Source organism: Propionibacterium freudenreichii subsp. freudenreichii, from assembly GCF_000940845.1.
In the GTDB taxonomy this organism is placed as follows: Bacteria; Actinomycetota; Actinomycetes; order Propionibacteriales; family Propionibacteriaceae; genus Propionibacterium; species Propionibacterium freudenreichii.
Window position 1 is genome coordinate 510,676 of record NZ_CP010341.1, and the last position, 18,617, is coordinate 529,292.

General features: G+C 70.0%; 17 protein-coding genes. 7 read left to right on the forward strand and 10 right to left on the reverse strand.

Going from position 1 to position 18,617, the window contains the following annotated elements:
• Positions 1-131: 131 nt before the first annotated feature.
• Entirely contained in the window at positions 132-1,988 is a 1,857-nt protein-coding gene (locus RM25_RS02005) for a cation:proton antiporter (RefSeq protein ID WP_052809081.1), read from the reverse strand.
• A gap of 117 nt (positions 1,989-2,105) precedes the next feature.
• On the opposite strand from RM25_RS02005, the gene RM25_RS02010 reads away from it, so the two are divergent.
• On the forward strand, positions 2,106-2,480 hold the full coding sequence (locus RM25_RS02010) for a nuclear transport factor 2 family protein (protein ID WP_044635970.1): 375 nt from the start codon (positions 2,106-2,108) through the stop codon (positions 2,478-2,480).
• Between the two features lie 183 nt (positions 2,481-2,663).
• Here the strand turns inward: RM25_RS02010 and RM25_RS02015 are convergent, their stop codons facing one another.
• On the reverse strand, positions 2,664-3,122 hold the full coding sequence (locus tag RM25_RS02015) for a MarR family winged helix-turn-helix transcriptional regulator (RefSeq protein WP_044635971.1): 459 nt from the start codon (positions 3,120-3,122) through the stop codon (positions 2,664-2,666).
• Positions 3,123-3,517: 395 nt separating this feature from the next.
• Between RM25_RS02015 and RM25_RS02020 the strand changes: the two genes are divergently transcribed.
• The 5 genes from RM25_RS02020 (at position 3,518) to RM25_RS02040 (ending at position 7,458) form a co-directional block, all read left to right on the forward strand.
• Positions 3,518-4,264, forward strand: coding sequence for a M50 family metallopeptidase (locus RM25_RS02020; protein WP_044635972.1), 747 nt, complete (start codon positions 3,518-3,520; stop codon positions 4,262-4,264).
• A 211-nt stretch (positions 4,265-4,475) separates the two neighbouring features.
• Positions 4,476-5,747: an inorganic phosphate transporter gene (locus RM25_RS02025; protein WP_044635973.1), complete on the forward strand. Its 1,272-nt coding sequence runs from the start codon at positions 4,476-4,478 to the stop codon at positions 5,745-5,747.
• Positions 5,744-5,974 carry a hypothetical protein gene (locus tag RM25_RS02030; RefSeq protein WP_044635974.1) on the forward strand — a complete coding sequence of 77 codons (231 nt, stop codon included), beginning with the start codon at positions 5,744-5,746 and terminating at the stop codon, positions 5,972-5,974. Before RM25_RS02025 ends, RM25_RS02030 begins: the two co-directional genes overlap by 4 nt.
• Before the next feature lie 255 nt (positions 5,975-6,229).
• Positions 6,230-6,841, forward strand: a complete 612-nt coding sequence (locus RM25_RS02035) for an NAD(P)-dependent oxidoreductase (protein ID WP_013160377.1) — start codon at positions 6,230-6,232, stop codon at positions 6,839-6,841.
• Positions 6,842-6,846: 5 nt separating this feature from the next.
• Positions 6,847-7,458, forward strand: coding sequence for an NAD(P)-dependent oxidoreductase (locus RM25_RS02040; protein ID WP_044635975.1), 612 nt, complete (start codon positions 6,847-6,849; stop codon positions 7,456-7,458).
• A gap of 53 nt (positions 7,459-7,511) precedes the next feature.
• Here the strand turns inward: RM25_RS02040 and RM25_RS02045 are convergent, their stop codons facing one another.
• From RM25_RS02045 to RM25_RS02080, 8 genes are all read right to left on the reverse strand, one after another.
• On the reverse strand, positions 7,512-9,371 hold the full coding sequence (locus RM25_RS02045) for an alpha/beta-hydrolase family protein (RefSeq protein ID WP_052809082.1): 1,860 nt from the start codon (positions 9,369-9,371) through the stop codon (positions 7,512-7,514).
• 89 nt (positions 9,372-9,460) lie between these two features.
• The gene (hrpB, locus tag RM25_RS02050) at positions 9,461-12,070 is read right to left on the reverse strand and encodes an ATP-dependent helicase HrpB (RefSeq protein WP_044636616.1); all 2,610 of its coding nucleotides are present in this window, start codon (positions 12,068-12,070) and stop codon (positions 9,461-9,463) included.
• 68 nt (positions 12,071-12,138) lie between these two features.
• Positions 12,139-12,912 carry a uroporphyrinogen-III C-methyltransferase gene (gene cobA / locus RM25_RS02055; RefSeq protein WP_013160381.1) on the reverse strand — a complete coding sequence of 258 codons (774 nt, stop codon included), beginning with the start codon at positions 12,910-12,912 and terminating at the stop codon, positions 12,139-12,141.
• Complete coding sequence (locus RM25_RS02060; protein ID WP_013160382.1) at positions 12,909-13,802, reverse strand: ATP-binding cassette domain-containing protein; 894 nt, start codon at positions 13,800-13,802, stop codon at positions 12,909-12,911. Before RM25_RS02060 ends, cobA begins: the two co-directional genes overlap by 4 nt.
• A complete protein-coding gene (gene cbiQ, locus RM25_RS02065) occupies positions 13,799-14,593 on the reverse strand; it encodes a cobalt ECF transporter T component CbiQ (RefSeq protein ID WP_013160383.1) in 795 nt (264 codons plus the stop codon). Before cbiQ ends, RM25_RS02060 begins: the two co-directional genes overlap by 4 nt.
• Before the next feature lie 3 nt (positions 14,594-14,596).
• A complete protein-coding gene (locus tag RM25_RS02070; protein WP_052809083.1) occupies positions 14,597-15,097 on the reverse strand; it encodes an energy-coupling factor ABC transporter substrate-binding protein in 501 nt (166 codons plus the stop codon).
• Positions 15,090-15,797 carry an energy-coupling factor ABC transporter permease gene (locus RM25_RS02075; RefSeq protein ID WP_044635976.1) on the reverse strand — a complete coding sequence of 236 codons (708 nt, stop codon included), beginning with the start codon at positions 15,795-15,797 and terminating at the stop codon, positions 15,090-15,092. The genes RM25_RS02070 and RM25_RS02075 overlap by 8 nt, the downstream gene beginning before the upstream one ends.
• 309 nt (positions 15,798-16,106) lie before the next feature.
• The gene (locus RM25_RS02080) at positions 16,107-16,871 is read right to left on the reverse strand and encodes a FadR/GntR family transcriptional regulator (protein ID WP_013160386.1); all 765 of its coding nucleotides are present in this window, start codon (positions 16,869-16,871) and stop codon (positions 16,107-16,109) included.
• A 348-nt stretch (positions 16,872-17,219) separates the two neighbouring features.
• Here RM25_RS02080 and RM25_RS02085 point away from each other — a divergent pair, with 348 nt between their 5' ends.
• Entirely contained in the window at positions 17,220-18,563 is a 1,344-nt protein-coding gene (locus RM25_RS02085) for a GntP family permease (RefSeq protein ID WP_044635977.1), read from the forward strand.
• The last annotated feature ends 54 nt before the right edge of the window (positions 18,564-18,617 follow it).

Genomic DNA, 18,617 nt, shown 5'->3' on the forward strand with positions numbered 1-18,617 from the left:
TCTCCTTGTTCGTGCCGGGCCCATCCAGGCATGCCGGCCTGTGTCACCTATGACAACCATCCACCCAAGTAGTTAATCCCTCAACCACTTGTGCCAAGTTCATTCCGGGGGAGGTTCGTCCCGGGGGAGCCTCACTCCAGCGGAGCCAAGCGGTCGTCCGGGTCCTGGTCGGCGGGGGCGTTGGGGTCCTCGATGCCCTGGGTGAGCAGCGGCCCGGCATGCAGCTCCAGGGCCATCTCGTCGGCGTCGAGTGTGGCGAACACGCTGTCGAGGGCCTGGGGACGGAACTTCCCGGTGTCGCGCACGGCCAGCAGGGCATTGCGTTGCGCGGCGATCACGTTCAGGGCGTAGCGGAACGACAGGGCGCTCACCTGGTTGCGTTGCGCCTGGGTGAGTGTCACCCCCGATTCGCGCATCCGGCTGGTCAGGTTCCATGCCAGCGAGACGGCCGGGCCGCGGATGTCGCCGGTCACCTCGGAGTCGTCCTCGCCCTGGGCGTTGAGCATCGCCATCAGCTTCGGGGGCACCGGCACGTCCTGCGCGGCCTCGCGCATCCGCCCATAGATATCGCGCAGTTCCGCGCGGGTGACCGGACGCGTCTTCGTGGGCTTCACCAGCCGCACCAACAGGCTCAGCGTGCTGCCCTGGATCGCCAGGGAGGCGCTGGCCAGCAGGGCGGCGACCAGGATGAGGAAGCTGCGGTGCGGCGTCGATTCGGGCAGCATCTGGGCGGCGGCCAGCGTCACCGCGCCGCGCATGCCCGACCACACGATCACCGCGCCCTCGCGGGGGCCGAACGACTGTTCGGTGAAGTAGTCGATGTCGGCCAGGGCCCGCCAGACGCGGTGCCGGAAAGTGCTTGCGCGCTCGGGGGTGATCGTCATCGAGCGTCCGCCACGGCTCACGGTGGTGGGGCCGTTCTTGACCTGCTCGGTCATCTTGCCCGCCATCTCGTTCATCAGCTCGAGGCGCGGGCGCTTCTGTTCGCGCCGGTTGTTGCGCCGCGACGAGCCCAGCACCAGCGGAACCACCATCACCGCGCGCACCACGATGGTCGCCACCAGGCCGACGCCGGCGACGATCGCGGCGAGCTTGAAGTGCAGCTCGCCGCGGGCCACATCGTGCAGGATTCCGGGCAATTGGATCCCCATCAGGCCGAAGACGGTGGATTCGAGCACCAGCTGCAGGGTCGCCCACATCTGCCCGGCCGCCACGCGATGGCTGGAATGCAGGCGCTCGGGGGCCTCGCGTCCCACCACCAGTCCGGCGATGACGGCGGCCACCAGGCCCGAGCCATGCAGCGCATTGGCGGGAAGGTAGGCCACGAAGGGGGTCACCAACGACAGCACCGTGTCTGCGGTGACGCTGCCCACCCGGGCGCGCACCCACACCATCACCTCGCCGGCCAGCCAACCGATCAGCAGCGCGATGATGACCTCCTGGGCGAAGTGTCCGATCACCTCGCCGGCCGTCACATGGGCTGCCACGGCGGCCAGCGCCGACGACACGATCACCAGGGCCGATGCATCGTTGATCAGGCCCTCGCCCTCGAGCACGGTCACCAGCCGGTTGGACACGCCCTGGCGTCGCACGATCGAGGTGGCCACCGCGTCGGTGGGGCTCACCACGGCGCCCAGTGCGATACCGACGGCCAGGCCGATGCCGGGCACCATCTTCTCGAAGATGAACCCGAGCACCACGGCCGATACGGCCACCAACAACACCGACAGCACCGCGATGGGGGTCAGGTTGCGCCGGAAGTCCATCGTCGGCATGGAGGTCGCGGTGGCGTACAGCAGGGGAGGCAGGATCACCGCGACGATCATCTGCGGGTCCACGCTGATGTCGGGCACCCACGGGGTGAAGCCGACGATGATGCCCAGGGCCAGCAGGGCGACCGGCGCGACGACGCCGGTGTGCTCGGCCAGCCGGTCTGAGGCCGCGATCAGCAGCATGGCCACGACAAAGATCAGGATTGCGACGCTCACCGGCTCATTGTCGCACCCGGTCGAGACGCCGTTATCGGCGTCTGCGGACGTGACCGGGGCCGGGGTAGCGTGACCGAGGGGCGGCGGGATCCGTCACCCATCGACGAGGAGCACGCAATGGCCGCAGCCACCAACCCGGGAATCACCACGCTCAACCGTTACTTCGAGCTGTCGAACACCGCCGGGCAGAACCAACGGGACCTTGACGAGCTGCTGGGCCTGTTCGCCCGCGACGCGGAACTGGAATCAGCGCGTGGCGAGATCGCCAATGGCGAGGAGGGGCTGAAGGACTTCTTCCGCACCTTCTTCGCCCGCAACGTGGAGTTGCACCATGTGTGGAACACCGAGATGACCGGCCCGGATCGTGTTCGCGTCGACTGGGCGGTTGCCGGACGTGCCGCCGACGGCCATGTCTTCGCCCTGTCGGGCCATGATGACGCCACGGTGGATCAGCACGGGCATATCCAGACGCTCACGGTGCGCCCCGACTGAACTGCACCCCCGACTGAACTGCACCTCGACTGACCTTCACCCCGACTGGGGCGCGGACCGGCAACCCTGCTGCGTCCGGCTGGGGCGGGCCCACGTGGCGTGCAGCCCCATTGCAGCGCGCCACGCGGGCCCTGGTCCGGCGATTCGGCCCCCAGTGGTCCTCCAAATCCGGGCCCTTCTCACTCAGCGGTTGTGTGCCCGGTAGTCGCGCGAGCCGTGCAGGATGCGGTCGAGCAGCGAGCGGAACTGGTCCATCTCGGCCACGGTCAGGCCCTCGCCCACCGAATCGGCCCAGTCCTGCAGGCCGCTCTCCAGCTCGGCGGCAGCCTGGCGTCCCGACAGCGTGGAGGCCAGCAGTTGGGAGCGTCGGTGCTTGGGATTGGCGTCCCAGCGCGCCCATTCGTTGTCGACGAGGATGTCGGCGATGCGTTGCACGCTCTGGCGGGTGCGGTTGAGCCGCCGGGCGATGTCGGGCACGGTGTGGGCGGTGTCGAGCACGGTGGCGAGCACCTGCCACCAGGCCGGCGTGAGTTGGTGACGGTAGATGATGGCCTCCGTGGCCGACGTCACCTCCGAGCTCAGTTCGAGCACGGGGAGTACCAGGTCGGACGCGCCACCGTTATGGCTGACGACAGCGGTCATGCCCCTTCACCGCCCCACTGCAACGACGCCAGTCCTCGGTGTCGTTGTCGTGGGGTGGGTGTTGCGCGGTGGATGTCGGCGCGTGGCCCACACATGGAACATGGGCGAGTGAAGAGCAAGTGACTCATTACTGGTTCCCCCTATCAGTGGCATACGTCTGCGTACTTGTGTTGTGGCGTCCTGCCATGAACATGGCTCCGGAAACCTGGGGGCTACCTCACCGTAGTCTGCACGCAGTGTAAGGACAATGTGCCATCGCGTAATGGGCGGACTCTTCGCGGACGGCGAATCCCCTTGTCAACGCATGGTCCGAGAGCCGCGACGGGGGTCCGATCCGGTGTTACCGGGCGCAGTTGTCACCCGATGGAGGGCTCCGGCCCGGTAAGAATGGGGCCATGGACTGGTCGGGCTTCGCCGCGCAGCTGGGCGCACACCTGCGGGCGAGCGTCGCCGGCGTGCACCCCGACGAGGGCTGGTGGATCGCGGCTGCCGTGGGGGCCGCGCTGGTGGCCGTCGTGGTGCGTCCGGTGTGGCGCTGGACCCGCATTGCGGTGACCATCGTGCATGAGCTGGGCCATGCCGTCGTCGGCCTGTTGAGCGGACGCAAGTGGCAGCGCTTCGTGGTGCATCCCGACATGTCGGGCGAGGTCAGCACACTGGGCAGGCCCACAGGCATCGGCCGGGTGCTCACCACGGCGGCCGGCTATCCGGCGCCGGCGGTGGTCGGTGCGGTGGGCATCTGGGCGGCCCTGGCGGGCTGGGGGCCCCTGGTGCTGCTGGCGCTGGCCCTCATGGCGCTCGGCGCGTTGGTGCGGGCCAGGTCGGCCTTCACGGTGCTGGCGCTGCTGGTGGTGCTCGCCGGCGACCTCGCGGCCTGGTGGTTCGGCGACGTCCAGCTGGTGGCCGCGCTGGTCTGCGGGGTCGGCGCCTTCCTGGTGTTGGGTGCCTGGCGCCAACTGCTCAATGTGGCCCGCTCGGGCGACCCCGGCCAGGACCCGGTGGTGCTCGGCATGCTCACCCACCTGCCGCGGGGCGGGTGGATCGCCGTGTTCGTCCTTGTGGTGGGGGCCTTCAGCGCGTGGAGCCTGATGATGCTGTGGCCGGTGCTGGGCGGCTGGCTGGGCCTGTTCGCCGGGCGGTGAGCCACCGCGGACGTGCGGGGCGGCGGCGTGTTCGCTGCGAGCCTCGGCGAACGGGCGGACCGGCTTTTCTGCTGGCGAGCGCGCGTGCTTTACTTGTTATTGCAGGCCTTCGAAACGTCCCCGATCGGGCACCCCTGCGGTGCCCCCCGTAATCGCTTGAGGTGCGCATGACTGCAGTCCCAGCTGGCTGTTTTTGGGGGCGTGGTCACTGATGACGCTGACGCTCGTGATCATCGTGGTGGTGGTGGCCCTCGTCTTCGACTTCACCAACGGCTTCCATGACTCGGCCAATGCGATGGCAACATCGGTCGCCACCGGCGCCTTCGGGGCCCGTCAGGCCGTCGCCGTCGCCGCCGTGCTCAATGTGGTGGGCGCCTGCCTGTCTACCGAGGTGGCCAAGACCATCAGCTCGGGCATCGTCGACAACTCACTGGTGAATCCGCAGACGGTGCTGGCCGGACTGGCCGGGGCCATCGTCTGGAACCTGGTCACCTGGCTGGTGGGACTGCCCTCCAGCTCGTCGCACGCCATGTTCGGTGGGCTGATCGGCGCCGTGCTCGTCACCGCCGGCATGGCGGGCGTGCACTGGGGCGTCGTCGTGTCGAAGATCATCCTGCCCGCACTCGTCGCGCCCGTGGTCGCCGGCATCGCCGCCGCGCTGTCCACCTGGATCTCGTACAAGATCACCTCACCCACCGCCCATCACGCCTCGCGCATCTTCCGCCACGGCCAACGGCTGTCCGCGTCGATGGTGGCGCTGGCCCACGGCACCAGCGATGGCCAGAAGACGATGGGCATCATCACGCTGGTGCTGATCGGCGCCGGGTACCAGCAGTCGGGCACCCACCCGCACTGGTGGGTCATCGCGCTGGCCGGCTGCGCCATCGGACTGGGCACCTATTCGGGTGGCTGGCGCATCATGCGCACGCTGGGCAAGGGCCTGGTGGAGATCAAGCCCGCGCAGGGATTCTGCTCTGAAACCGCCTCCACCGTGGCCATCCTGGCGTCCAGCCACCTGGGCTTCGGACTGTCGACCACCCACGTCTGTTCGGGGGCCATCCTCGGCTCCGGCATCGGGCGTCGCGGCGCCGAGGTGCACTGGGGCGTTGCGGGACGCATGGGCATTGCCTGGCTGCTCACCCTTCCGGCCGCCGGCGTGGTCGGGGCGATCGCCTCGTTCGCCGCCTCCAAGGGTGCCGTTGGCCTGGTCGGCGTGCTCGTGATGCTCATCGGCGCTGCCATCGTCGTGCTGGCCGTCGCCCGCCACACCAAGGTCGACCACACCAACGTCAACGATTCCCACAAGGTCACGGTGCGGCTGAGCCCCGAGCCCGAGGTGGCCGCGGCCACCCCGGCGCCGGTTCCGGTGCAGGCCACCGTCGCCGACCTGCTCAAGCCCGCCGCCGAGAAGCCCGGCGGGCACCACCGCGAGGGCACCGATGGTTCAAATCCGCGGATGGCGGGCAGCGGGGCCGGCCGATGAACATCGACTGGGGGGCACTCGCGCTGGTCAGCGTCGTCACCCTGATCGGCACCGTGGTGGTGGTCGCCGCCGTGTCCACGGCCGCGCTGCTGCTCGACCTGTCGCGGGCACGGGCCCATGCCGGCACCCCGGCCCCGGCCATGCGGGTGGGTGCCTACGGCATGATGGTGGTCTGCTTCGCGATGCTCGCCTTCGGGCTGTGGCTGATCATCCCCTATTTCCATTGAGCCCGGCCCCGACATCTGGCGGGGCCGGCGAGCCCCGCTGAACCTCAACCCGTTGGTACCGGCGGGCCCCGGAAGCGTTGTGGCTGCCGCCGCAGCAGGTTGTGGGCTGTGTGCGAAACATCGCCGATCCATTGAGCCGCCGGCCCCTCGCGGCATAGCGTTGAAACACCAATCATCACGCACCCACGAATCATCACGCACCCACGCACGCGTGGGCATCGGGGGCATGAACCAGTGCCTGGCAAGGGGAAACACATGAGGATCACGATCTTCGGGGCCACCGGCCACGTCGGCAGCCAGATCACCGCGGAGGCACTGCGCAGGGGCCACCAGGTGACGGCCGTCTCGCACAGCGGCAAGACCGTTGCCGACACGACGCCGGCACAGGCCAATTTCGACGACACCCCGGCGGTGGTCGAGCTGGCCAACCAGGCCGACGTCACCGTCATCTCCGTGCCGCCCTCGCGCACCGCCGATGAGCCGATCGAAGTGAACCTGGACGCCCACCAGCGCCTGATCGACGCCGCCCCCGACACCCGCATCGTGGTGGTCGGCGGTGCCGGCTCGCTGCTGGTCGACGGCGTACCGCTGCGCGACACGCCCGGATTCCCCGACGCCTACCGCCGCGAGGCGACCTGGGGCATTGAGCTGCTCAAGCGCTACCGGCAGGCCCCGGTGGGCGTCGACTGGCTGATCGTGTCGCCCTCGCCCGAGATCGGCCCGGGGGAGCGCACCGGACAGTACGTGGTCGGCACCGATTCCCCGGTGGGCGACCACATCACCACGCAGGACTTCGCCGTCGGCATCCTCGACGAGATCGAGGCACCTGCGCACCATCGGATGCGCATCACCCTGGCGGACAAGTAGGCACCATGAAGATCGCGATTTTCGGGGCCACCGGCATGGTGGGCAGCAGGCTCGTCGACGAGGCCATGGCCAGGGGCCACGAGGTGACGGCCGTCACGCGCAACGGCCGGGCCATCCCCGGCACCACCGCCGTGGCGATGGACTTCACCGACACTCCGGCGGTGGTGGAGCTGGCGAACGCGTCCGATGTGGTCATCATCTCGATCCCGCCGGACCGCTCGCGGGTGGAGCCGATCGAGGTGAACCTGCACGCCCACCAGCGGCTGATCGACGCCGTGCCCAGTGCGCGGATCATCGTCGTGGGTGGTGCGGGCTCGCTGAAGGTCGCCGGCACCTACCTGCGCGATCGTCCCGGCTTCCCGGAGGCGGCGATGCGCAATTCCACGTGGGGGATCTCCATGCTCGAGCGCCACCAGGCCTCGCCGCCGGCCCTCGACTGGCTCGTGGTGTCGCCCTCGCCGCTGATCGAGCCCGGACAACGCACCGGGCACTATGTGCTGGGCATCGATGAGCCAGCCGGGCAGTGGGTGAGCGCGGAGAACTTCGCGGTGGGCATCCTCGACGAGATCGAGGACCCCGATCACCACCGGATGCGCATCACCTTCGCCGACAAATAGGCCCCACGGCCGACCGGGCCCCGTCCATGGTGCGCCTGACGAACGGGCAGCACTCAGATGCCGAACACCTTGATCGGCGGGATCGTCACGTCCTGGATGAGCGCCTGCTCGATGGCGGAGTAGTCGGCGCGCGGGTCACGTCCCAGCACCCCCGCCCATGCGGGGGTGATCTGGCTGGCGTGGTACTTGTGGCCGAAGCCCTCGGGCACATTGCGGCAGACGGGCATGTCGGCGCACACCTGCCAGAAGGTGACGAAGGGGAACCAGTGCATCCGGCCCATCGGGGTGGTGGCGGGACGACGCTCGGCCAGCCATTCGGGACGCCGGTACAGCAGCCGGGTGCCCCACCAGACCACCGGGTCGGTCTCGTTCTGCAGGTAGGCGATCCGGGGGCTCTGCCAGGCGTCCAGGGGCCTGCCCGCCTCGTCGGCGCTCAACTGTGCGCTGCGTCCGGCGAAGCGGATGTGGCGTCCCCGGTCGACCACGGGTGCCACCGCCGACGAGCCGGCGTCGCGTGAGCGGGTGAGTTCGCGGTGCATGGGCGTGAAGTTCGGGGTGCCCAGCCACAGGGCCCCGTCGATGTGGGCCACCATGTCGTCCACGTCGGTGAAGATGCCGTTGGAGCCGTAGGCGCCCAGCGATTCGCCGGCCAGGAACAGCTGCGGACGTTCGTTGGCCGGCATCGCGGCGAGCCGCCCCTGCACGGCCTCGAAGAGCACGCGGGTGGCCGCCACCGGCTGCTCGCGGCTGGTGAACAGGGTGATGGCGCTGGGCAGTCCCGAATACTGCGTGGCGATGGTGCAGCAATCGCCGGCCAGCAGGTACTCCAACGCGGAGGCGCTCCACTCGTTGGCGTTGCCGCGTCCGGTGGTGGTGACGATGCTGATCACCCGGCGCTGCCAGGCGTTGGTGCGGTCCATCTCGTCGAGCACTGCCCGGGCGATGCCGGCCAGGCCGCGTCCGTCCAGCGCCGCATAGACGCGCACCGGGTCCTGGGCCGGTGATCCGAGCACCCGGGCGATGCGTGCGGCGTCAGGTCCGCCCGAGACGAAGCGCTTGCCCTGCAGGCCCAATGAGTCCCAGGTCTCACCCGAGCTCGGGCTTCCCGACCGCACGGCGCGATCGGGCTGGGTGACGCCGGCGGGGGTGGAATGGTCAAGGCGGTCGGCCACGGTGCGTCCGGCCAGGCGGATGCCGCGCAGGATCACCTGGTCGAACAGCACGGCGGTGCCGGCCAGCACCACGAGCGCCGCCAGGGCCCGGGCGGCCAGCCGCCAGGCGAGGCGCTGGCCGAGGTGGTGGCTGAGCCAGTCGAGCAGCATCTCGGTGATGCGCCAGCACAGGGTGAAGAACCCCAGGATCGCGACGCTGGCCGCTGCCGACGCGGGGGCCCAGCGCACGCGGGGGCCGGGCACCTGACAGAACTCGGCAGTGCGCCGCTGGCTTCGCAATGCGGCCAGTGGGACGCCGATCAGCGTCGCGCCGAGGGCTGCGGCGGCCAGGCCGGAACGCAGCGAGCCGTTGCCCGGACGGGGTGTCGGGACGCCGGTCAGGGGATTCGGGACGATGGGGGATACCGTGGTGGGCGCTGGGTTCACGCCGGGTGTGGCCTTCGGGGCCCTCCGTAGTGCGGCCACGTCGGCGGCCATCATGCCCAGCTCGTAGCCGACGCTCGCATTGACCGCGGCCACCACACCCTGGAACAGGGGAGTGCGCGGCAACAGCGAGGTGGTGTGGGCCAACGCATAGCCGGCGATGCCACCCAGGGCTGCCGGGAGAGGGATGTTCAGCCGCTGGGCGTGACGTCGGGCCTGGCGGGTCCATGTGCCCAGTGTGGATGTGCCCAGCGTGGTGAGGAGCCGACGCGGATTCTGGTTTCCTGCGCCCCGGGCGCGGCCATGGTGCTTCGGCATGCAGAACAGCTTAGAGCGTGCTGGGTAGGGGTCATGACCGCGTGGCCCGCGGCGGGCCCAGCGCCGGGACGGGTGGTGTCGCGGTGGGCTCAGCGTCCGGAACGGGTGGTGCCTCGGCGGGGAGGCGCGGTGAGTGGATCCTCGGGCCAGGGATGCTTGGCATAGCGGCGACGATTCTCCGCGCGCACCTGGGGATAGACGTTCACCCAGAACGACTCGAGGTCGTCAGTGATCGCCAGCGGACGACGTGCGGGGCTCAGCAGTTCCATCAGCACCGGCACCCCGCTCACCCGCGGGGTGGTGCGCATGCCGAAGCATTCCTGGAGCTTCACGGCCAGCACGGGCTTCTGCTCGCCCGACTCGGGGCTGGGATAGCGCACCCGCACCTGCGAACCGGTCGGCACGGGCAGCCGCTCGGGGGCGGCCCGGTCGAGCTCGGCGAGTTGCCGCCAGTCCAACAGCGTGCGCAGCGCCGTGGTCACGTCCACGTCGAAGGTGGAGCCCGTGGTGTGCAGGGGCCTGGCCAGCCAGGTGTCGGCACGTGCCACCAGCGCAGGTTGGCTCACATCGGGCCAGGCGGAAGCGTCCACCGAGTGCAGGAACGCCAGCCGATTGCGCAGGCCCACGGCGCCGTCCGACCAGCGCAGCAGGCCCGGCTCATCGATGCCGAGGCCCACCTGGGGCAACGCCGCGAGCGCCGCCCCGGCGGCCGCCGCAGCACGCGTCCGAACGGGCGTGCTCGACAACACGATCGCTCCCAGGGCGCGTTGACGTCGCGTCTGCACCCGGCCGGTCGCCGGGTCCCACGTCGCGGTGTCCTGCTCGTCGAGTAGGTCGGCGCCGGCATCCAACGCGGTCTGTTCCCCCAGCGCGGTGGCCGCCCGCACCAGGCTGCCCGACGCATGGGCCGCCCGCGCCGGGCCGGTGCGGGTATCGAGCCTTGTCAGCTCGCTGATCGCCAACCACTCCGAGTGCACCAGCGACGACTCGCGCAGCAGGTCGACGCCGGTACCCGAGGCGGTGAGATAGGCACGCCCGCCGGGCTCGCGGCGTCGTGCGATCCAGTCAGGGCGGGCCAACGCCGCCAACAGTCCCACCGCCGCCTGGTCTGACAGTGGCGCTCCGGACGCGGAACCAGGACGCCCGTCGGAGCCGGGACGTCCACCGGAACCTTGCGCCATCCGCTCGAGCCGGGTGGCCTCGTGGCGCCAGCGCCTCGCCGCGGGGGAGCGTCCCGACGACAGCGCCCGCCACTGCACCATCAGGTCGCCATCGGGCACCCGCTCGTCGCTGGCGAGCATCGCCATCACCTTCCCGGCGCGGGACGGGCCGATGCGGGCGGCCCCCACCAGCAGGGCGCGTCCCAGACGCGGGTCCAACGGCAGTGTCGACAGCCGCCGCCCCAGCGCGGTGGGCCGTTCGCGGGCATCCAGCGCGCCCAGCCCCCGCAGCGTGGCGATGGCCCGGTCCAGCGCGTCGGAGGGCAGGGGATCGGGCAGCGTCATGCCCTGGCCGCGCGCCGAACCCCAACACGCCAGGGTCAGCGCGGCGCCGGCCAGGTCACTGACCGACGCCTCCGCGGTGGCCTCGGCACTCATGCCGGCCCATTCGTCACGGGCGAAGCAGCGCACCGCGACTCCCGGCCCCAGCCGCGCCGCCCGCCCGGCCCGCTGGTCGGCGCTGGCCCGCGATTCACGCACTGTCACCAGTCCGGTGACGCCGCGCGTGGCGTCCAGGCGGGGCTCGCGCGACAGTCCGGCGTCCACCACGATGCGCACCCCCGGCACGGTCAGGCTCGACTCGGCGACGGCCGTGGAGACGATCACCCGGGGCCGCCCACCGCCACGCAGCACGGCGTCCTGCTCGCGGGCGGCCATCGAGCCGTACAGTCCGGCGACCTCGATGTCGCCCGCAAGGCCAGGCTCGTGACGCAGCAGCCCGATCAGCTGGTCGACGTCGCGGGCCCCGGGCACGAAGACCAGGGCCGAGGCGGGCGCGCCGTCGGCGGCGTGGTGTTGCGCCAGGGTCGCGGCGGTGACCCGTGCCAGGTGGGCGGCGAAGGCATTGTCCAGGTGGCCGCCATAGGTGGGCAGCACACCGGAGGGCGGCGGTGCCCATTCGACGCTTAGCGGGAACAGCGCCCCGGGCACGTCCACCACCGGTGCCGGCGTGCCGGTGCCCAGCAGGGACGCCCAGCGCTGCGCGTCCAGGGTGGCCGACATCGCGATCAGTGCCAGGTCGTCACGCAGGTCGGCGACGTCATGCACCATCGCGAACGCCAGGTCGGTGTCCAGGCGACGCTCGTGCACCTCGTCGAGGATCACCGTGCCCACCCCGGCGAGCTCGGGGTCACGCAATACGCGGTTGACCAGCACGCCGGTGGTCACGAATTCGACGCGCGTGGCATCCGATCGGCGTGACTCCCCGCGCACCGTGAAGCCGACCTCGCGGCCCAGGGCGGTGCCGGACAGTTCGGCGAGTCGGTGGGCCGCCGCGCGGGCGGCGATGCGCCGGGGTTGGGTGACCACGACGCGCCCGGCATGGTGATGCGCGGCCAGGGGCGGCATCACGGTGGTCTTGCCCGAGCCCGGAGGGGCCTGCACCACCAGGCGCGCATCCGGCGCCGTGAGGGCCGCGGCGAGCTCGTCCAGGCGCCCACCAACCGGCAGCCCGGCGGCTATCCGATCGAGGTCAAACACGTTCGGCAGTGTCTCACGGCCGCAGGCCACGCCGATCGATCAGCAGGTGCCCGGCGGCCGGCCGGGACTCAGTGGTCGCTGGGCGCGCGATGGTCGGGATGCGACAGGTCGACGCCGGCCAGGGTACCCACCACCACCAGCGCGGGCGGACGCACGTGGTGCGCGTCCATGTCGGCCACGGCATCGCCCAGCGTGGTGCGCCACGATTCCTGGCTGGCCAGGCTCGCATTGCTCACCACGCGCACGGGGGTGTCGGCAGGCAGCCCGCCGGCCATCAATTCCGGCGCGATGTCGCGCATATGGGCCACGCCCATCAGGATCACCAGCGTGAGCCGGTCCTTGGCGAGTTGGCGCCATGGCACCTCGGAGCGCTCGTCGCTGGGCGATACATGCCCCGACACGACGGTGAACCCCTGCACCAGGTGGCGATGGGTCAGCGGGATGCCGGCCAGCGCCGGGCCCGCGGTGGCCGAGGAGACTCCCGGGATCACGCGCACCGGGATGCCGGCCTCGGCGCAGGCCTGCCATTCCTCGCCGCCACGCCCGAAGACGAACGAGTCGCCACCCTTGAGGCGCACCACCTTGCGGCCCTCGCGGGCGTGCGCGACGAGCAGTTGGTTGATCTCCTCCTGGGGCACATAGTGGCCGCGCGGGATCTTGCCGACCGGCACGAGTTCGGCGTCGTCGGACGCCTCCGACAGCAGGTCCTGCGGGGCGAGCCGGTCGTAGAGGATCACCTCGGCCTGCTGCACGGCCCGCAGGCCGGCCACGGTGACGAGTTCAGGGTCGCCGGGCCCGGCGCCGACGAGGGTGACAGTGCCGGGCAACAGTGTGGTGGTCATCGGGTTTCCTCATCGGTGTTGGTGGTGTCGTCGGATCCGGGCACGGATGCGGCGGCGTCGTGCGTGGCGGCGAACTCGCCGAGCGCGGGAGCCAGTGCGGCCACCGCCTCGTCGAGGTTGCGTGGACGGGCGGACAGTCCCAGGGCGGCGGCAAGTGCCAACGGCCAGGGCGTGTCCAGATGGCTGCGCGCCACCAGGTCGGCGTCGGAGAGCAGGGCCTCGGGAGCTCCCTGGTGCACCGTCGCGTCACAGACGATAGCGACCTCGTCGGCCCAGTCGAGGGCCAGCGCCACATCGTGGGTGGCCATGACGATGGTCGTGCCGGCGTCGGTGAGCCGGTCGAGCGCGTCACGCATCTGGTGCACGCCCAGCGGATCGAGTCCGGCGGTCGGCTCATCGAGCATGAGCACATCGGGACGCATCGCCACGGCGCCGGCGGTGGCGACGCGCTTGCGTTCGCCGTAGGACAGCTGGTGGGTGGCGCGTTCGGCCAGGTGGTCGGCGCCCAGCAGCGTGAGGGCCTCACGCACCCGGGCATGCACCTCGTCGGGCTCCAACCCCAGGTTCATCGGACCGAACGACACGTCCTGTGAGACGTCGGCGCTGAACAGCTGGTCATCGGGGTCCTGCAGCACCATCTGCACATGGCGGCGGTGCTCGCGCAGTCCCTTGCGTCCCCAGTCGATGGGGGCGCCATCGCGTTCGACGGCACCGCCGGTGGGCTTCAGCGAGCCCGCCAGGCAGCTGAGCAGGGTGGTCTTGCCCGAGCCGTTGGCGCCGAGCAGCGCGAGCCGGGTGCCGCGGCCGATGGCGAGGTTCACCGTGTCGAGCACGCGGGGACGATCGGGGAAGCCGGCCACGAGGTCGTGGGCGGCCAGCAGGGCGCTCATCGGGCCACCACCAGGCTGATCGACCAGATTGCGGCCAGCACCACGACGGTGGCGGTGATCAGGCGCGGCGAGGCGACCCGGGGCACGGGCAGCGTCACCAAGGAGGTCTCGAAGCCACGATGGGCCAGCCCCTCGGTGAGCCGCGACGAGCGGTCCCAGGCGCGCAGGCCGATGGCCCCCACGGCAGCGGCCGTGTTGTGCCAGCGCCGCGACAGGCCGTTCCACCGGCCCACCGGGTTGTCCCCGAGCCGGCAGCGTTGCGCGGCCAGCACATTGGCGGTGGTCTCGGCCAGCACGAACAGCAGCCGGTAGGTGAGCGAGGCGATCTCGAGCAGCGGGTCGGGCACCCGGAAGCGACGCAGCCAGGTGAGCAGGTCGACCATCGGGGTGGTGGTGGCCAGCACCATCACCGCCAGCGTGCCCGACAGGCCGTGGGCGAACAGCCGGGCGGCCTGGGCCACCGAGGTGGGCCCCACCGACAGGAAGGCGGCATGCCACCAGGCGTCGGCCGGTGCGGTGCCCACGCTGAACAGCACCGAGATCGCACCGAGGATGAGGAAGACGATGGGTGCGCTCATGGCCGCCAGCAGCACCCGTGGCCGGATGCGGGCGGCGCCCACGATCAGGGCGATGGCGGCCACGGCCACCAGCAGGGTGCCCGGCCAGGTGGGCGCGAGCAGTGCGGTGAGCACGAGCCCCATGGAGCAGGCGACCTTCTCCCCGACGCGACGACGCCGCCAGGGGCTGCCCCAGGCGGCGTCGTCGAGCGCTCCGATGTGGAGGCCACTCATGTGTCAGGCGTTCCGTGATCCGGGGGCCGTCGGTCCCGGTGTGGATCCGTCGGGGGAGATGGCTGCGGCCGGGGAGGTTGACGCGTCGGCTGCTGCCGCGGTCACGCCGATCGCGGCCTCCTGCTTGCGGGCGGCCTTCTTGCCCGACATGCGGCCCAGGCAGTAGAAGATGATGCCCGAACCGATGGCGGCCTGGATGGCGAACAGGCCCGATTCCACCTCGCCGGCCGGCTCGAACAGCGGCTGGAACCACGGCTTGGCACCGGCTTCCTCGGCGGCCTCGGTGGCTGCCGAGTCGGTGCCGACGAAGGTCTCGTCCTGCCCGGCTGTGCGGATGCCGCCGATGATCAGGCTGCCGACGAAGATCACCACGAGTGCCACGACGAGCACCGGGGTGACCCACTTGCGGTCGGCGGCGAACAGGCCGTGGCCGCTGGTGTCCGAAGCGGGCGTGGTCGGGTTGGGGGCGCCGGCGCCCGGGTTGGTGATGGTTGCCTCAGACATGTGCCACCTCCGGAACCTCGGCGTTGGCGGTGCGCTTGTTGCCGAGCCGCACGCCCAGGGCCTGCAGCTGCGGGCCGGCCACCTTGAACAGGAAGCGGAACAGCAGGATGCCCAGGATGCCCTCGGCCACCGACAGCGGGATCTGCGAGATGGCGAAGATGCCCAGGAACTTCTCGGCCGCGCCGAGCACGCCGCTGGACGGATCGGGGTAGGCGAAGGCGAGCTGGAAGCTCGTCACGCAGTAGGTGGACAGGTCCGACAGGAACATGGCCAGGAAGATGCCCAGCGCCAATGGGCCGCCGAGCTTCTTGTTGAGCACATAGGCGCCGTAGCCCACCCAGGGGCCGACGATGGCCATCGAGAAGGTGTTCGCACCCAGCGTGGTGATGCCGCCGTGGGCCAGCAGCAGGGCCTGGAAGATCAGCACGATGAGGCCCATGAAGGCCATCACCGGCGGCTTGAACAACACCGCGCCGACGCCGGTGCCGGTGGGGTGCGAGCTGGAGCCGGTGACGCTGGGCAGCTTGATGGAGCTCAGGAGGAAGGTGCAGGCGCCCGCCGTGGCCAGCAGCAGCCGGTTCTCCGGATGGTGCTTGATCTGCTTGACCACCTGGACGGCGCCATGCACCACGAAGGGTGCGGCTGCTGCGAACCAGATGGCGCATTGGACGGGTGGTAGAACGCCTTCTGCGATATGCACGGCATTCCTTTCTCGGGATCGTGCGTCCCGCGCTTGAAAGGCTCGTCCGTGGCCAGTTCCTGACTCTCATCGCGGGGCATTTGCTCCGAAATGTTCACAGTGGCGCGACCGTGTCGGCTTGAACCGACTTCCTGCACCACGGGCGAGGTTGTCCGCAGCAGTATAACGGGGACGCATTCCCGGCAGAAATCGCCCCCACGGTGGGTCCGGCGCCCGAATGCAGCGTTATCGGGGGATGGGGACGCACCGGGCCATCGGGGCGCGGACTGCTGCGTCCGGGCAGAGCCGTGGGGCCGTCGTAGTGGGACGCTATTTCGTGGCGGCCGGGCGCTGACGCGGCGTGGTGGGTGCCTCGGTGGGCGTCGGCAGGCTGATGTTGACCCCTGAGAAGTCGTGGCAGGCGTCGGACAGCAGGGTCGACATGGCGGCGTGCGCGCCATCCGCGTCGCCCTTGAAGATGGCCTCGGCGACCGCCTCATGGGCGATGATGGTGGGCTGGCGGGCCGGATGCGGGGCGTCGAAATCAACGCGCGCCCGAATGACGATGCCGACCAGCTCGCCCAGGGCGGCGAACAATTCGTTGCCGCTGCAGGCCAGCATCACCTCATGGAATTCGTTGTCGCAGTCGATGAACGATTCCTCGTCGTTGGCGTCGGAGAACTGGCGCATCTCGGCCGCCAGGGACATCAGGCGTCCCCGGTCGGGAATCGGGGCGATGCGGGCGGCATTGGCCGCGGCCATCGGTTCGACGGCCTGGCGCAGTTGCACCACCGCGCGCATCTGCGCCATCCGCTGCGTCGAATGCAGGCGCCAGTTGATGAGCACCGGATGCAGCATGCGCCAGTTCTCCTGGGGCTGGGCCACCAGGCCGAGCCGGCGTCGTGGTCGGGCCAGTCCCATCGCCTCGAGTTGGCGGGCCGCCTCCCTGGCCACCGTGCGCGAGACGTTGAAGCGTTCCTGGATCTCCTCGAGGGCCCGTGCCTCGCCCACCGCCCAGACGCCGTCGATGATCTCGATTCCGAGCTCGCGGTCGACGCTCATGAACTTCGGTTGGTTGGTCGCTTCTTCGCTCACTGCGCTCCTCCATGTCCGTGCACGAATAAGGGCAGCGGGTTGGGGTCACCCTATTTCAAAGACTAGTCGCATGTGTAACCGGTACGTAGTACCTTTGTGGTGTCGTTTTATCCCCCCGACGTCACACGGTCGAGCCGCACGGCGCGGCCGAAGCACAACCATCTCGGACGAACAAGGAAGTCCTCCGGGAAGGAGATGCCTGCCATGGCGCGCGTGCATGTGGAGGTCATCCGGGCCGCCATCAGGTATCGGTCCGCCCAAGGCCGTCGTCGTGGGGCCAGCAGCCCGCGTCGCGACGCCCGTTCGGTCCGTCGTCCAACTGCTGCCGAGTGAGCAGGAGAACCCCTTATGACTCTCCATCTGATCCTGGCCGCACTGGCCGGCATCGCCACGATCGTGGTGCTGATCGTCTGGCTCAAGGTGCATCCCTTCCTGGCGTTGATGGGCGGCTCGGCGGTGATGGCCGTGTCCGCCGGCGTGTCGTACACCGACATGTTCGCCAGCTTCACCAAGGGCGTCGGATCCACTTTCGCCGACGTGGGCCTGTTGATCGTGATGGGTTCGATCATCGGCACCCTGCTGATCTCCTCGGGCGGCGCCGACGTGATCGTCGACACCATCCTCGACAAGACCCCGGTGAAGCGATTGCCCTGGGCCATGGCGTTGATCGCCTTCGTGGTGGGCATCCCGCTGTTCTTCGAGGTCGGCGTGGTCATCCTGATCCCCGTGGTGATGTACGCCGCCCACCGTGCCAAGCTGCCGGTAATCCTGCTGGGCATCCCCGCGCTGGCCGGCCTGTCGGTGCTGCACGGCTTGGTGCCGCCGCACCCCGGCCCGCTGATCGCGATCAGCGCGCTCAACGCCAATATCGGCATGACGATGGGCCTCGGCCTGCTGATCGCCATTCCCGTGTTGATCATCTCGGGTCCGCTGCTCGGCAGGTTGATGGCCAAGTGGGTGCCGATCACCGCCGGTGATGACTATGTGCAGAAGGAAGCCGACGCGGTACACACCGACGATCGCAAGCCGAGCTTCGGCATCTCAATCATGGCCGTGCTGCTGCCGGTGGTGCTGATGCTGGCCCGCACAGTGGCGGAGCTGGCCCACATCGACAAGACCACGGCGGGACGCTTCCTCGTCTTCCTGGGCACCCCACTGATTGCCCTGTTGATCACGGCGATCTTCGCGATGTTCGTCTTCGGCTACCTGCTGGGACGCACCCGCGACATGATGAACAAGCTCGTCGGGTCGGCATTCGGCCCTGTGGCCGGCATTCTGCTGATCGTGGGCGCCGGTGGCGGATTCAAGCAGACGTTGGTCGACTCCGGCATCGCCAAGATGATCGGCCAGGGCCTTGCCGATGCCAACCTGCACCCCCTGTTCGCGGCCTGGTTGATGGCCGTGCTGATTCGCCTGGCCACGGGCTCGGCGACCGTTGCCACGATCACCGCCGCGGGCATCATGGCGCCGATGGTTGGTTCCCTGCCGCCAGTGGAGGGCTCTTTGATGGTGCTCGCGATCGGTGCCGGCTCAGTGTTCCTCAGCCACGTCAATGATGCGGGCTTCTGGATGGTCAAGGAATACTTCGGCATGACGGTGGGGCAGACCTTCAAGACCTGGTCGTTGATGGAGACGGTGATTTCGGTGACTGGCCTCGCCTGCGTGATGGGGGTGAGCCTGGTCGTCCTGTGATGTGGCGCGCCGGGAACTACCCGGCGCGCTTGCACCACCTACCTGCGTCAGGCG

Bases quoted from the DNA above. Each gene is read 5' to 3' on its own strand.
- RM25_RS02010 (WP_044635970.1), top strand. From the start codon at position 2,106: ATGGCCGCAGCCACCAACCCGGGAATCACCACGCTCAACCGTTACTTC.
- RM25_RS02015 (WP_044635971.1), bottom strand. From the start codon at position 3,122: ATGACCGCTGTCGTCAGCCATAACGGTGGCGCGTCCGACCTGGTACTC.
- RM25_RS02020 (WP_044635972.1), top strand. From the start codon at position 3,518: ATGGACTGGTCGGGCTTCGCCGCGCAGCTGGGCGCACACCTGCGGGCG.
- RM25_RS02025 (WP_044635973.1), top strand. From the start codon at position 4,476: ATGACGCTGACGCTCGTGATCATCGTGGTGGTGGTGGCCCTCGTCTTC.
- RM25_RS02030 (WP_044635974.1), top strand. From the start codon at position 5,744: ATGAACATCGACTGGGGGGCACTCGCGCTGGTCAGCGTCGTCACCCTG.
- RM25_RS02035 (WP_013160377.1), top strand. From the start codon at position 6,230: ATGAGGATCACGATCTTCGGGGCCACCGGCCACGTCGGCAGCCAGATC.
- RM25_RS02040 (WP_044635975.1), top strand. From the start codon at position 6,847: ATGAAGATCGCGATTTTCGGGGCCACCGGCATGGTGGGCAGCAGGCTC.
- RM25_RS02045 (WP_052809082.1), bottom strand. From the start codon at position 9,371: ATGCCGAAGCACCATGGCCGCGCCCGGGGCGCAGGAAACCAGAATCCG.
- cobA (WP_013160381.1), bottom strand. From the start codon at position 12,912: ATGACCACCACACTGTTGCCCGGCACTGTCACCCTCGTCGGCGCCGGG.
- RM25_RS02060 (WP_013160382.1), bottom strand. From the start codon at position 13,802: ATGAGCGCCCTGCTGGCCGCCCACGACCTCGTGGCCGGCTTCCCCGAT.
- cbiQ (WP_013160383.1), bottom strand. From the start codon at position 14,593: ATGAGTGGCCTCCACATCGGAGCGCTCGACGACGCCGCCTGGGGCAGC.
- RM25_RS02070 (WP_052809083.1), bottom strand. From the start codon at position 15,097: ATGTCTGAGGCAACCATCACCAACCCGGGCGCCGGCGCCCCCAACCCG.
- RM25_RS02085 (WP_044635977.1), top strand. From the start codon at position 17,220: ATGACTCTCCATCTGATCCTGGCCGCACTGGCCGGCATCGCCACGATC.